Annotated in this window: 15 protein-coding genes and 1 other RNA gene; 13 read left to right on the top strand and 3 right to left on the bottom strand. The window is 65.2% G+C overall.

Annotated features, from left to right (window positions below):
* Positions 1-101: 101 nt before the first annotated feature.
* Together ACZBJS_RS06905 and ssrA are read right to left on the bottom strand one after the other, a co-directional pair.
* On the bottom strand, positions 102-623 hold the full coding sequence (locus ACZBJS_RS06905) for an SspB family protein (RefSeq protein WP_057015035.1): 522 nt from the start codon (positions 621-623) through the stop codon (positions 102-104).
* Between the two features lie 147 nt (positions 624-770).
* Positions 771-1,126, bottom strand: a transfer-messenger RNA (tmRNA) gene (gene ssrA / locus ACZBJS_RS06900).
* 89 nt (positions 1,127-1,215) lie between these two features.
* On the opposite strand from ssrA, the gene ACZBJS_RS06895 reads away from it, so the two are divergent.
* The 12 genes from ACZBJS_RS06895 to ACZBJS_RS06840 all read left to right on the top strand — a co-directional run bounded on the left by ACZBJS_RS06895 (position 1,216) and on the right by ACZBJS_RS06840 (position 11,811).
* The gene (locus ACZBJS_RS06895; protein ID WP_057015036.1) at positions 1,216-1,827 is read left to right on the top strand and encodes a chromate transporter; all 612 of its coding nucleotides are present in this window, start codon (positions 1,216-1,218) and stop codon (positions 1,825-1,827) included.
* A complete protein-coding gene (locus ACZBJS_RS06890) occupies positions 1,824-2,357 on the top strand; it encodes a chromate transporter (RefSeq protein WP_253639098.1) in 534 nt (177 codons plus the stop codon). Before ACZBJS_RS06895 ends, ACZBJS_RS06890 begins: the two co-directional genes overlap by 4 nt.
* A 93-nt stretch (positions 2,358-2,450) precedes the next feature.
* A complete protein-coding gene (locus tag ACZBJS_RS06885) occupies positions 2,451-2,951 on the top strand; it encodes a tripartite tricarboxylate transporter TctB family protein (RefSeq protein ID WP_057015038.1) in 501 nt (166 codons plus the stop codon).
* Between the two features lie 7 nt (positions 2,952-2,958).
* A complete protein-coding gene (locus tag ACZBJS_RS06880; RefSeq protein WP_018272999.1) occupies positions 2,959-4,473 on the top strand; it encodes a tripartite tricarboxylate transporter permease in 1,515 nt (504 codons plus the stop codon).
* 132 nt (positions 4,474-4,605) lie between these two features.
* On the top strand, positions 4,606-5,586 hold the full coding sequence (locus tag ACZBJS_RS06875; protein ID WP_057015039.1) for a tripartite tricarboxylate transporter substrate binding protein BugD: 981 nt from the start codon (positions 4,606-4,608) through the stop codon (positions 5,584-5,586).
* Positions 5,587-5,760: 174 nt separating this feature from the next.
* Complete coding sequence (locus ACZBJS_RS06870; RefSeq protein WP_028332488.1) at positions 5,761-6,555, top strand: thymidylate synthase; 795 nt, start codon at positions 5,761-5,763, stop codon at positions 6,553-6,555.
* A gap of 20 nt (positions 6,556-6,575) precedes the next feature.
* On the top strand, positions 6,576-7,061 hold the full coding sequence (locus ACZBJS_RS06865; RefSeq protein WP_076824256.1) for a GNAT family N-acetyltransferase: 486 nt from the start codon (positions 6,576-6,578) through the stop codon (positions 7,059-7,061).
* The gene (locus ACZBJS_RS06860) at positions 7,061-7,573 is read left to right on the top strand and encodes a dihydrofolate reductase (protein WP_076824257.1); all 513 of its coding nucleotides are present in this window, start codon (positions 7,061-7,063) and stop codon (positions 7,571-7,573) included. Before ACZBJS_RS06865 ends, ACZBJS_RS06860 begins: the two co-directional genes overlap by 1 nt.
* Positions 7,574-7,717: 144 nt before the next feature.
* Complete coding sequence (gene hflK / locus ACZBJS_RS06855) at positions 7,718-8,857, top strand: FtsH protease activity modulator HflK (protein WP_028342342.1); 1,140 nt, start codon at positions 7,718-7,720, stop codon at positions 8,855-8,857.
* Entirely contained in the window at positions 8,854-9,753 is a 900-nt protein-coding gene (gene hflC, locus ACZBJS_RS06850; protein ID WP_168857169.1) for a protease modulator HflC, read from the top strand. The genes hflK and hflC overlap by 4 nt, the downstream gene beginning before the upstream one ends.
* 94 nt (positions 9,754-9,847) lie before the next feature.
* On the top strand, positions 9,848-10,048 hold the full coding sequence (locus ACZBJS_RS06845) for a DUF2065 domain-containing protein (RefSeq protein WP_028332483.1): 201 nt from the start codon (positions 9,848-9,850) through the stop codon (positions 10,046-10,048).
* A 266-nt stretch (positions 10,049-10,314) separates the two neighbouring features.
* Positions 10,315-11,811 (top strand): Do family serine endopeptidase, encoded by a 1,497-nt coding sequence (locus ACZBJS_RS06840; RefSeq protein ID WP_316393795.1) that lies wholly within the window; start codon positions 10,315-10,317, stop codon positions 11,809-11,811.
* 97 nt (positions 11,812-11,908) lie between these two features.
* Here ACZBJS_RS06840 and serB read toward each other — a convergent pair whose 3' ends face one another.
* Positions 11,909-12,814 (bottom strand): phosphoserine phosphatase SerB, encoded by a 906-nt coding sequence (gene serB / locus ACZBJS_RS06835; protein WP_316393796.1) that lies wholly within the window; start codon positions 12,812-12,814, stop codon positions 11,909-11,911.
* On the opposite strand from serB, the gene miaA reads away from it, so the two are divergent.
* Positions 12,813-13,742, top strand: a complete 930-nt coding sequence (gene miaA, locus ACZBJS_RS06830; protein WP_316393871.1) for a tRNA (adenosine(37)-N6)-dimethylallyltransferase MiaA — start codon at positions 12,813-12,815, stop codon at positions 13,740-13,742. The genes serB and miaA overlap by 2 nt on opposite strands.
* The last annotated feature ends 60 nt before the right edge of the window (positions 13,743-13,802 follow it).

Below are 13,802 nucleotides of genomic sequence, written 5' to 3'. Positions count from 1 at the left end.
GCGTGAAGGGCACGTTCATGCAGAAGGTAGGCCGCGATGACGATTTGTCATCCCGATCCCGGCAAGCATCCTACAAGGTCGAGGCGTGATCTGCGCTTAGATTATTTCTTGCGGAAGCGGTCCAGCCGCACGACCTCGGCGCCTTCGCTGGGCTTCGCGGGCTCCTGCTCGGTCTCGGCGCTCTCGGTCTCGGCCGCTGCGTGGGCCGCAGGGGCGGGCAGGGGAGAGGCCGGTGCGGTGGCGGGAGGGGCTTCTTCGGACAGTGCGTCCGAGACATCGAAGCGCAAATCGAACGGCGCGGACGGATCGAGGAAGCGCGTCACCGCGGCGAACGGCACGGTCAGCCGCTCGGGAATCCCGCCGAACGACAGGCCGACCTCGAAGCGATCCTCGGTCACCACCAGATCCCAGAACTGGTGCTGCAGGATGATGGTCATCTCCTCCGGATACTGCGCGAGCAGCCGGGGCGACAGCTTCACGCCGTCGCCGTGCGACAGGAAGGTGATGTAGAAATGGTGCTCACCTGGCAGGCCATGTTCGGCGGCGTCGGACAACACCCGGCGCAGCACCCCGCGCAGCGCATCGCGCGCCAGCACGTCATATCGGATGTGATCGGTCGCCATGGTGATCCTGTCGCTTCGAAAATGCCCGCCGGGGCGGCGCCGGACCGGCCGACTCGCCCTTTGCCATGCTACCCCGCCGGGAGCCGGAAATCAGCAGGGCTGGCCGCTGAAATGCGCGCGGACGCCCGATTGGGAAACAAGGGATAAAGTGGAGGCTTCTGTTGCCAGGTGCCTCCGAACCCCGCCTAGCGGAGCTTAACCCGCTAGGACTTTAAGATGGTCTTTCAAACTGCGTTACGCAGCCTGAGCAACCGGAGCAAAGTTGTCGTTGGCAACTATTGCATTGGCCCGATGTCGGCGGAACCATACCGAGAAAAAACACGCCCTTTACGCCCTCGTCGATCCTATTTCGCCCCCGCCGAAAGCCACCGCGACGGATGGATTTTGGTGGAGGCGCCGGGTACCGCCCCCGGGTCCGAATGGTTTATTGCGACGGTCATTTATTTCCATAGCCGGCGAACCGGCACCCCCAATATAGCGGCAAAGTCTTAGAAAAACAGAGCCGATTCAGGCCCTTTCGGCTGTAAAAACCCGCCGATTTGGGGTTGGCCAGGGTCTTGGCGCTGTCCCGGCGCCGTTCTAGGTTTCGTCCATGCCCCCGGATTCTCCGCCGGTTGCCGCCCCGGCACCGGATGCCTCCGCACCATCGCCGCCCCACCAGCCCGGCCTGCTCGAGCTGTTCCTGGCCTTTGCCAAGATGTCGCTGGCCGGCTTTGGCGGGGTTCTGGTCTGGGCCCGGCGCGCGATCGTCGAGCAGCACCGCTGGATGACCGCGGAGGAGTTCAACGAGACCTTCGCGCTGTGCCATTTCCTGCCAGGTCCGAACATCGTCAACCTGTCGGTCGTATTCGGCTCGCGCTTTCGCGGCATAGCCGGCGGGCTCGCGGCCTTCGCCGGGCTGGTCGGGCCGCCGATGGTGATCGCGACCATCCTTGCCGCGCTCTATGCCCGCTACGGCGACATCGACGTGCTGCGCCGGACGCTCGCCGGCGTCGCCTGCGCCGCGGTCGGGCTGCTGTTCGCCGTCGTCTTCAAGATGATGATGCCGCTCCTGAAGCGGCGCGATGTCACGGGCCTCGTCATTCTGGCTGCTGTTTTCGTCGCGATCGGACTGATCCGCTGGCCGCTCCAGATCGTGCTGCTGGTGGCGATCCCGCTCAGCATTGCGACGACGGTCCTGGCGCGCCGCATGGTGCGGGCATGAGCTCGGAGTCCAACCCGATCGCGGCGCTGGTCTGGACCTTCGGCCTGATGTCGCTGTTTGCGGTCGGCGGCGCCAATTCGGCGATTCCCGAAATGCACCGTGCCGCCGTCGACGTGCATCACTGGCTGACCGACAAGCAGTTCGCCGACGTATTCGCGATCTCGCAGCTCTCGCCGGGGCCGAACGTGCTGATCGTGACCTTGATAGGCTATTCTGTCGCAGGCGTCGCCGGGGCGTTGGCCGCGACGGTGGCGATGTGCGGACCGACCGCGCTGCTTGCCTATTGTGTGAGCCGTTTCCTCGATCGCTCGCGCGAGGCGCGCTGGCCGGCGATGATCCAGGCGGCACTGGTTCCGCTGTCGATCGGTCTGATGGCGGCCTCCGGCCTGATCGTGGCGCAGACCTCAGACCAAAGTTGGATCGCGGTCCTGATCACCATTGTCGCGGCCGCGCTTGCTTTTGCGACGCGGATCAACCCTTTGTGGATGTTGCTGGCCGGAGGCCTCTTGGGTTTCGCTGGCGTTATCTGACGAAAATCGCTAGCAAGGCTCTCGGTCAACGCACCACAAACCAAGCCATTCAATCAAAACGGGCGGGACAGCCCTGACGGGGGAAGCGAAGTCATGAGCGATACGCCGAGCGAGGCGCCGGTCAAATCGATCTTGCCGAAATGGGTGCGCGGTCCGCAGGATTTTGTCGGCGGGCTCGCCATGATGGCGGTTGCGCTGTTTGCCTTGTGGGCCTCGAGCGATTTGCAGGGCATGCACGGATTTTCGTTCGGCGCCGGAACCGCGCCGCGCATGTTCGCAGTGCTGCTGCTGTTGCTCGGCGGTGGTGTCGCGCTGATGGGAGTTCTGCAGAATGGCCCGCATATCGCGGCCTATTCCTGGCGCGGCCCGTTGTTCGTATCCGCCGCAATCGTGTTCTTCGCATTGGCGATCCGGCCACTCGGGCTTGTGGTCTCCGCCTTTGCCGCCTTCATGATCGCGGCGATGGGCTCGCAGGAGACGAAATTGGTCGAGGCCATCATTGTCGGCGCCTGTCTGACCCTCGGCTGCGCGCTGCTTTTCCCCTATGTGCTGGGACTTCCGATGCCGATGTTCCCGCGTTTCCTGATCCAGTGAGGGCCTGATGGAACTGTTTGCCAATCTCGCCCACGGTTTCGCGGTCGCATTCTCGCCGATCAACCTTCTGATGTGCCTGATCGGCGCACTGGTCGGCACGCTGGTCGGCGTGCTGCCGGGCATCGGCACCATCGCCACCGTCGCCATGCTGCTGCCGATCACCTTCGGCCTGCCGCCGGTCGGTGCGCTGATCATGCTCGCCGGCATCTATTACGGCGCGCAATATGGCGGCTCGACCACCTCGATCCTGGTCAATATTCCGGGCGAGGCGACCTCCGTCGTCACCGCGCTCGACGGCCACCAGATGGCCAAGCAGGGCCGCGCCGGTCCGGCTCTGGCGATCGCCGCGATCGGCTCGTTCTTCGCTGGCTGCGTCGCGACCGTGCTGATCGCCGTGCTCGGCGCGCCGCTGACCAAGCTCGCGCTGGCGTTCGGTCCGGCTGAATATTTCTCGCTGATGGTGCTCGGCCTGATCTTCGCGGTCGTGCTCGCCAAGGGCTCGGTGCTGAAGGCGATCGCGATGATCGTGTTCGGCCTGTTGCTGTCGATGGTCGGCTCCGACATCGAGACCGGCGCCTCGCGCATGGCCTTCAACATCCCCGAACTCGCCGACGGTCTCGGCTTTGCCACCGTGGCGATGGGTGTGTTCGGCTTCGCGGAGATCATCCGCAACCTCGACCACGGCGCCGAGATGAACCGCAACCTGGTGCAGCAGAAGATCACCGGCCTGATGCCGACCAGGAAGGACATCGCGGATTCAACGCCGGCGATCCTGCGCGGCACCGTGCTTGGCTCGATCCTCGGCATCCTGCCGGGCGGCGGCGCCGTGATCGCCTCGTTCGCGGCCTATACGCTGGAGAAGAAGCTGGCGAAGGATCCGAAGCGGTTCGGCCGCGGCGCGATCGAGGGCGTGGCGGCGCCGGAAAGCGCCAACAACGCCGCGGCGCAGACCTCGTTCATCCCGCTGCTCACGCTCGGCATCCCGCCGAACGCGGTGATGGCGCTGATGGTCGGTGCGATGACCATTCACGGCATCGTGCCGGGCCCGCAGGTGATGCAGAAGCAGCCCGATCTGGTCTGGGGCATGATCGCCTCGATGTGGATCGGCAATCTGATGCTGATCATCATCAACCTGCCGTTGGTGGGCATCTGGGTCCGTCTGCTGCGCGTGCCGTACCGGCTGATGTTCCCCTCGATCGTGGTGTTCTGCGCGATCGGCATCTACTCGGTGAACAACGCGCCGGTCGACGTCGTGCTCGCCGGCGTGTTCGGCCTGGTCGGCTATTGGCTGATCAAGCACGATTTCGAGCCGGCACCGCTGCTGCTCGGCATGGTGCTGGGCCCGCTGATGGAGGAGAACCTGCGTCGCGCGCTGTTGATCTCGCGCGGCGACTGGAGCGTGTTCGTCTCGCGGCCGCTGTCGGCGGTGCTGCTGGCGATCGCGGCCGGTCTCCTGGTGCTTGCCGTGCTGCCGACCTTGCGTGCCAAGCGCGACGAAGTGTTCGTGGAGTCCGAGGGCTGAGCGAGCCGCCGGCCCTGCGTCGGCGCGCCGCAGGCGGAAGTCGAATCGACACTCGATGTCGTCCCGTGAAATGAAAATGCCGGCCGATTTGGCCGGCATTTTTATTGGTCAAACGTTCCGGGAGGAATTGAGATGATGTCCATTCGCTCGCTTGCGGGCGCATGCCTTTCGGCATTTGTAGCGCTCGGCGCTTTCGCCGTGCCGGCGTCCGCGCAAAACTATCCGACTCGCACCATCACCATGATCGTGCCGTTCGCAGCCGGCGGCCCGACCGATGTCATCTCGCGCATCGTGACCGCGCACATGGCGCAGACGCTGGGACAGAGCATCGTGATCGAGAACGTGGTCGGCGCCGGCGGCACCACCGCGACGACGCGCGCCGCACGCGCCGCCAATGACGGCTATACGTTGATCACAGGGCATATGGGCACACACGCCGCCTCCGTGCCGCTCTATCCGAAGCTTGCCTACCACCCGGAAAAGGATTTCGAGCCCGTCGCGCTGCTCGCCGGCACGCCGATCCTGATCCTTGCCCGCAAGGACTTTCCGCCGAAGGACCTCAAGGAATTCGTCGCCTACGTGAAGGCCAATGCCGAGAAGGTCAACGCCGCGCATGCCGGCATCGGCTCGGTCTCGCACGCCTCCTGCGAGCTCCTGAACTCGATCCTCGGCGTCAAGCCGGTCGGAGTGCCCTTCAACGGCACCGGCCCGGCCATGAATGCGCTGGTCGCCGGCCAGGTCGACTACATGTGCGACCAGATCGTCAACGCGGTGCCGCAGATCAACGCCGGCACCATCAAGGCCTATGCGGTCGCCACCCCCGAGCGCAACCCGTCGCTGCCCAATGTGCCGACCACGACGGAAGCCGGCTTGCCGGCATTCCAGGCCCAGGCCTGGAATGCGATTTTCGCGCCGAAGGGAACTTCGCCCGCCATCATCGCCACGTTGAATGCCGCGGCCATCAAGGCGCTTGACGATGAGAACGTCCGCAAGCGCCTGCTCGACCTCGGCAGCGTGATCCCGGCGCCCGCCAACCGTACGCCGGAGGCGCTTGCGACGCTCGTCAAGAACGAGATCGCGAAGTGGACGCCGGTGCTCAAGCCGGCAACTTAATCCAGTACAATCAGGCAGATAGGGCAGGGGCGGGACGCGAGTTCCGCCCCTTGTCGTTTGGCGCGGAGTGCTCACTTTTCAGGGTATAATCGGTACGTTCAGCCGAATCAGCGTGCCGACCGGCGGCCTTGGCCGCTACATTGGTCGTTCTCTCGAAAGCCCGAAACAGACGCCATGAACCAGTATCACGACTTGCTCGAACGCATCCTCGCCGACGGTGCCGAGAAGCACGACCGCACCGGCACCGGGACGCTGTCGATCTTCGGTCATCAGATGCGTTTCAACCTCGCGGCCGGCTTCCCGATGCTGACCACCAAGCGGCTGCCGCTGAAGGCGATCGTGCACGAGCTGCTCTGGTTCCTCGCCGGCGACACCAACATCAAATATCTCAACGACAACGGCGTCACGATCTGGGACGAATGGGCCGACGCCAACGGCGACCTCGGTCCGGTGTACGGCTCGCAATGGCGGTCGTGGCCCGCGCCGGATGGCCGTAGCATCGACCAGATCGCTGGCGTGGTCGAGATGATCAAGCGCAATCCGGATTCGCGACGGCTGATCGTCAGCGCCTGGAATCCGGCCGAGGTCGACAAGATGGCGCTGCCGCCGTGCCATTGCCTGTTCCAGTTCTATGTCGCGAACGGCAAATTGTCCTGTCAGCTCTATCAGCGCTCGGGCGACGTCTTCCTCGGCGTACCCTTCAATATCGCCTCCTATGCGCTGCTCACCATGATGGTCGCGCAGGTGACCGGGCTGAAGCCCGGCGATTTCGTGCACTCGCTCGGCGACGCGCACCTCTACTCCAACCATCTCGAGCAGGCGCGCCTGCAGTTGACGCGGCCGACGCGGCCGTTGCCGACGATGGCGATCAATCCGGACGTGAAGGATATCTTCGCGTTCCGCTACGAGGACTTCAAACTCGAAGGTTACGACCCGCATCCGCACATCAAGGCCGAGGTGGCGGTATGAGTTGCGGTCCGAGGGATTGAATGTCGCTGACGATCCGCCGCGCGCGGCCCGATGAGGCCGGACTGGTGTTCTCGCTGGTCCGCGAACTCGCCGAATACGAAAAGCTTCTGCATGAGGTTCACGCCAGCGAGGCCGATATCGCCGAGGCGCTGTTCGGCGCCAACCCACGGCTCTATTGCGACATCGCGGAATGGAACGGCGAGCCTGCCGGCTTCGCGGTCTGGTTCGTCAACTTCTCGACCTTCGCCGGCCGTCACGGCATCTATCTCGAAGACCTCTTCGTGCGTCCGGCGCTGCGCGGCAAGGGCATCGGCAAGGCGCTGCTCGTGCATCTGGCGAAGCAATGCCTCGCCAATGGCTGGTCGCGCCTGCAATGGGCGGTGCTCGACTGGAACGCGCCGTCGATTGCATTCTACAAGTCACTCGGCGCCGAGATGATGGACGAATGGACGATTTGCCGCGTCTCCGGCGAGGCGCTGTCGACGCTCGCGGAAGGGACGCTCTGATGGAGATCGTGCTCGTCGTAGCGGTCGCCGAGAACGGCGTGATCGGGAGCGACAACGCCATTCCGTGGCGGCTGAAATCCGACCAGCAGCGTTTCAAGGCGATTACGTTGAACAAGCCCGTCGTGATGGGGCGCAAGACCTTCGAGTCCCTGCGCAGGCCGCTGCCGGGCCGCACCAACATCGTGGTGACGCGCGATCCCAACTACCGCGCGCGCGGCGCCATCGTCACGACGTCGTTTGACAACGCCCGCGCCATTGCGCTTGGCGACGCGCTGCGGCGTTTCGCCACTGAGATTGCAATCATCGGTGGCGCGGAAATCTACGCGCAATGGATGGGCACCGCCGATCGCCTTGAGATCACCGAGGTCCATGCCCGGCCGGACGGCGACACGCGGTTCGACAAAATCGATGCGCAGCTGTGGGACGAGGTGGCGCGCGTGCGAAATCCGGCAGGCCCGGACGACAGTGCCGACTTCTCCTATGTGACATATCGTCGACGCGGCCCGGGTTAACCAATGTTTGCATTGACAATTATGCCCCGGCGCATAGCTCGTCCGGCCAGGAAGCTTGCGTTGTAAGGGCCCTAGCGGTCCCCTATAACCGGGCCGGACATTCGAGGCCGGGCGTCCCGTCCGGACTTGCTGAGGAGATGTTTGATGCCGTGGAAAAATCAAGGCGGGGGGCCCTGGGGCTCGGGTCCGAAAGGGCCATGGGGCACCGGTCCGCAGTCAGCCGGGCCAAGGCCGCCGGATCTTGAGGATCTGCTGCGGCGCGGCCAGGACCGCCTGCAGCAGTGGCTGCCCGGCGGACATTTCAGCGGCATGGGCGTCGCGCTGGTGCTGGTCGCCGCGCTGGCGATCTGGTTCGCGACCGGCATCTTCCGCGTGCAGTCCGAAGAGCTCGGCGTCGTGCTGCGCTTCGGCAAGTATGTCCGCGATGCGCAGCCGGGCCTGCGCTACCACCTGCCATATCCGATTGAGACAGTGCTGCTGCCGAAAGCGCTGCGCGTCAACACGATCTCGATCGGCATGACGCTGATCGACGATCCCGCTCGCCGCGGCCGCACCATGCGCGACGTGCCGGAAGAGAGCCTGATGCTGACCGGCGACGAGAACATCGTCGACGTCGACTTCACGGTGCTGTGGCGCATCAAGCCGGGTGGAGCCGGCGCCTATCTGTTCAACATCCAGAATCCCGAAGGCACCGTGAAGGCGGTTGCCGAAAGCGCGATGCGTGAGGTGATCGGCCGCTCGCAGATCCAGCCGATCCTGACCGGGGCGCGCAACGTCACCGAGCAGAGCGTCCAGGAGCTGATGCAGAGGACGCTCGATACCTACAACGCGGGCATCCAGATCACGCAGGTGCAGATGCAGAAGGTCGATCCGCCGGCGCAGGTGATCGACGCATTCCGCGACGTGCAGGCGGCGCGCGCCGACCTCGAGCGCAAGCAGAACGAGGCACAGACCTACGCCAACCGGATCGTACCGGAAGCGCGCGGTCGTTCCGCGCAGATCCTCCAAGCCGCCGAAGGCTACAAGGAGCAGGCGGTCGCCGACGCCAAGGGCCAGAGCGCACGCTTCCTGAAAGTCTATGAAGAGTACAAGAAGGCACCCGACGTGACGCGCGAGCGCATCTATCTGGAGACCATGGAAAAAGTGCTCGGCGGCTCCGAGAAGCTGGTTTACGACGGCGGCCCGGGCCAGAACATCGTGCCCTACCTTCCGCTCGGCGAACTGACGCCGCGGCGTCCGGCGGCACCGGCCACGACCGGCCAGCAGCAGGGAGCCACCCGATGAGGTCTCCCGTCACCGGCATTGTGTCCCTGATCATCCTCTTCATTGTGCTCGCCGTCGGCTACAGCTCGGTGTTCGCCGTGCAGCAGACCGAGCAGACCATCGTCCTGCGGTTCGGCGAGCCGGTCGACATCGTCACCGAGCCCGGCCTGCACTTCAAGGCGCCGTGGAATTCGGTGATCAACGTCGACAAGCGCATCCTCGATCTGGAAAACCCGTCGCAGGAGGTGATCGCCTCCGACCAGAAGCGGCTCGTGGTGGACGCCTTCGCGCGCTATCGCATCAAGAATGCATTGCGCTACTACACCAGCGTCGGCTCGATCCAGGCCGCCAATCTGCAGCTGACCACGCTGCTGAACGCAGCGCTGCGCCGCGTGCTCGGCGAGGTCAACTTCATCACCGTGGTGCGTGACGATCGCGAGAAGCTGATGCAGCGGATCCGCGAGCAGCTCGATAGGGAAGCGGACGGATACGGCATCGAGGTTGTCGACGTCCGCATCCGCCGTGCCGACCTGCCGGAGCAGAACAGCCAGGCCGTCTACAACCGCATGAAGACCGAACGTGAGCGCGAGGCGGCCGAGTTCCGTGCCCAGGGCGACCAGAAGGCGCAGGAAATCCGCTCGAAGGCCGACCGCGAAGCGACCGTGATCGTCGCCGAGGCGAACTCGGCCGCGGATCAGACTCGCGGTGCGGGTGACGCCGAGCGCAACCGCCTGTTCGCCGAAGCCTATGGCAAGGACAAGGACTTCTTCGCGTTCTATCGCTCGATGACGGCCTATGAGAACGGCCTGCGTTCCAGCGACACGCGTTTCCTGTTGCGGCCGGACTCGGAATTCTTCAGATACTTCGGCGGTGCAAGCGGCAAGTTGCCTGAGGCGGCCGCCGCGCCGAAACAGTAACGTCACGACTTGAACTTCAGGACTTGGCGGCGATGCGGATGACGCTTCGCCGCCGACCAAAAACAACAAGCATCGAGCGGGAGGCTGCCATCCGATGAAGTCCATAGCGTTCGGCGACTTCCTCATCGGGTTGGGAATCCTGTTCGTGCTCGAAGGCATTCTGTTCGCGGCAAGCCCCGCCTGGATGCGCCGGGCGATGAAGAGCGCGCTGGCGACACCCGACAACATCCTGCGCATCGTCGGTATCGGCTCGGCGGTCGCCGGGCTTGTCCTGATCTGGGTGGTGCGAAGATAGTCGCCGCTCCGGAGCATGCGAAGCATGACCGCCAATGCGCGATTGCGCATCGGGGAACCTCGAGATTCCCCAAGGTGCGCAATTGCGTCCCCGGGGTTCAGCCTTGTCGGGCTGCCCCGGAATGACAGGCAAGACTGAACATATCGTGAGCCTCTCGCCGCCGGTATTTCGCCGAAATGCCCGGGTGAGATGCTTGCGCCGTATGCCTGTTCGGGCGCACTCTGTAACTAGCTCATTTGAACCCGTTTGCCTGGAGAAACTCCGACATGACCGCTGCCAGACCAGCCCTGACCCGCCGCTTCCGCATGATGGGAGCCGCGATCTCGATCGGTGCTGCGAGCATGCTGAGCTCCGTGCCGGCGTTCGCACGCGGTCCTGAAGGCATCGCCGACATCGCCGAGAAGGTGATCGACGCCGTCGTCAACATCTCGACGTCGCAGACCGTCGAGGCCAAGGACCGGACGATGCCGCAGCTGCCGCCGGGCTCGCCGTTCGAGGAATTCTTCGACGACTTCTTCAAGAACCGCCGCGGACCGCCCGGCAAGGGCGGCGACAAGAGCGGTGAGTTCCAGCCGCGCAAGACCAACTCGCTCGGCTCAGGCTTCATCGTCGACACTGCGGGCATCGTCGTCACCAACAACCACGTCATCGCCGACGCCGACGAGATCAACGTCATCCTCAACGACGGCACCAAGATCAAGGCCGAGCTGGTCGGCGTCGACAAGAAGACCGACCTCGCGGTCCTGAAATTCAAGCCGCCGAAGCCGCTCACCGCGGTCAAGTTCGGCGACAGCGACAAGATCCGGCTCGGCGACTGGGTGGTCGCGATCGGCAACCCGTTCAGCCTCGGCGGCACGGTGACCGCGGGCATCGTCTCGGCCAAGAACCGTGACATCAGCCAGGGCCCGTATGACAGCTACATCCAGACCGACGCCGCCATCAACCGCGGCAATTCCGGCGGTCCGCTGTTCAACCTCGATGGTGAGGTGATCGGCGTCAACACGCTGATCATCTCGCCGACCGGCGGTTCGATCGGCCTCGGCTTCGCCGTGCCGTCGAAGACCGTGGCCGGCGTGGTCGACCAGCTGCAGAAATTCGGCGAGCTGCGCCGCGGCTGGCTCGGCGTGCGCATCCAGCAGGTCACCGACGAGATCGCAGACAGCCTCAACATCAAGCCGGCGCGCGGCGCGCTGGTTGCCGGCGTCGACGACAAGGGGCCGGCCAAGCCGGCCGGCATCGAGCCCGGTGACGTCGTCGTCAAGTTCGACGGCAAGGACGTCAAGGACCCCAAGGATCTGTCGCGCATCGTTGCCGATACGGCGGTCGGCAAGGAAGTCGACGTCGTCGTCATCCGCAAGGGCAATGAGGAGACCCGCAAGGTCACGCTCGGCCGGCTCGAGGACAATGAGAAGGTTCAGCAGGTCAACGCCAAGTCGAAGGACGACACCGCCGAGAAGCCGGTGACCCAGAAGGCGCTCGGTCTCGACCTCGCCGCGCTGAGCAAGGACCTGCGCACCAAGTACAAGATCAAGGACAGCGTGAAGGGCGTCGTCGTCACCGGCGTCGACGGCAATTCCGATGCCGCCGAGAAGCGGCTGTCGGCGGGCGATGTCATCGTCGAGGTGGCGCAGGAGGCGGTGTCGAGCGCCGCTGACATCAAGAAGCGCGTCGATCAACTCAAGAAGGACGGCAAGAAGTCGGTGCTGTTGCTGGTCTCGAACGGCGACGGCGAACTGCGCTTCGTCGCGCTCGGCGTGCAGTAACATTCACATACGTCATTCCGGGGCGGTCCGCAGGACCGAACCCGGAATCTCGAGATTCCGGGTTCGATGCTTCGCATCGCCCCGGAATGACGGTTTGCTACCCCGCCACGAACTCATCCCGCCGGTAGCCCTGCGCGTACAGCAGCGCGGTGAGATCGCCGTGGTCGATCCGGACCGCGGCCGCGGCCGCGACCGCCGGCTTGGCGTGATAGGCTACGCCGAGGCCCGCAGCCTGGATCATGCCGAGATCGTTGGCGCCGTCGCCCACCACAAGGGTGTCGATCTCGTCGAGATCGAAGGACACGGTGAGCTCGATCAAGGTGGCGAGCTTGGTGGCGCGGCCGAGGATCGGCTCGACCACCTCACCGGTCAGCTTGCCGTCCACGACCTGCAACTGGTTGGCGCGGTTTTCCTGAAAGCCGACCTTCGCCGCGACCACCTTGGTGAACAAGGTGAAGCCGCCCGAGATCAGGCAGGTATAGGCGCCGTGCGCGCGCATGGTCATGACCAGTTCGCGGCCGCCCGGCGTCAGCGTGATGCGCTTGTCGAGCACCTCGTCGACCACGCTGACCGGCAGTCCCTTGAGCAGCACCACCCGCTCGCGCAGCGCGGACTCGAACTCGATCTCGCCGCGCATGGCACGCTCGGTGATCGCAGCGACATGGGCCTTGAGCCCGGCGAAGTCGGCGAGCTCGTCGATGCACTCCTGGCCGATCATGGTGGAATCCATGTCGGCCAGAAAAAGCTTCTTGCGCCGGGCGATCCGAGGCTGCACGACGATGTCGATCGGCAGGTCGCCGCGGGCCTGGCGAAGGCGTTCCTCGATTGTCTTGATACCGTCCCTGCTGCTGTCCTCGCTTTCGAACGGAATGTCGGCGGCGACTTCGTTGAACAGCCACTGCGCCGGGCCGGGTGAGGGCAGCACGGCCCGCGCACCGTCGACGATGGTGGAGTCGAGCGCGGGGGTTGCAGGATTGCAGATCAGCGTGGCAACGAGGGACATGCAGGCGCATTCGGGATTGTTGAACAAGGCAGTGCTTATCGCAGGGCCGACCGCCAGCGGCAAGTCGGCGCTGGCGCTCGAACTCGCGCAGCGGACCGGCGGGGTCGTGATCAACACCGACTCCATGCAGGTCTATCGTGACCTCCGGATCATCACCGCGCGGCCGACTGCAGGCGAAGAGGCGCTGGTTCCGCACCGGCTCTATGGCCATGTCGACGCCGGCGTGAATTTCTCCGCTGGCGCCTGGGTGGCCGATGCGGCGAAGGTGCTCGGCGAGGCGCGTGAGCAGGGACGGCTGCCGATCTTCATCGGCGGCTCGGGCCTCTATTTCAAGGCGCTGACGCGCGGCTTGTCGGCGGTGCCGCCGATCCCGGCTGATGTGCGCGACGGCGTGCGCGCACGGCTCGAGCAGCACGGCGTCGAGGCGCTGCATGCCGAGCTTGCAGCGCGCGATCCGGTGTCGGCCGAGCGGCTGAAGCCGCGCGACCGCACCCGCATCGCGCGCGCGCTCGAGGTGGTCGAGGCCACCGGCCGCCCGCTGCCGGACTGGCATCGCGAGGGCCTGCCGCCACTGCTGCCGCCGGGCGATTTTCATGCGCTGTTTCTCGCGCCGGAGCGCGAGAGGCTCTATGCACGGATCGACGCCCGCTTCGGTGTCATGCTCGATGCCGGCGCGCTCGACGAGGTCGCGGCGCTGGCGGCGCGTGGGCTCGATCCGTTGCTGCCGGCGATGAAGGCCCATGGGGTGCCGGCGCTGATCCGGCACCTGAGGGGAGAGATCAGCCGCGAGGAGGCCGCCGAGATCGGCCGGGCCGACACCCGCCATTATGCGAAGCGCCAGTTCACCTGGTTTCGCCATCAGCTCCCGGAATTCGAATGGGTGGTGCCGGAAGCTGGCGGGGAATGGCTGGAGAGTCGGGTCCCGTAGCCCGGGCCGGGGGGCCCGCACGCCCGTCAGCCATGCGCGTTCGCCTGCGCAAAAACACTC

Source organism: Bradyrhizobium sp. KZN70725 (genome assembly GCF_055264925.1).
Note: the sequence above shows the minus strand (reverse complement) of the source record. Positions and strands in the feature narration are given on the sequence as shown.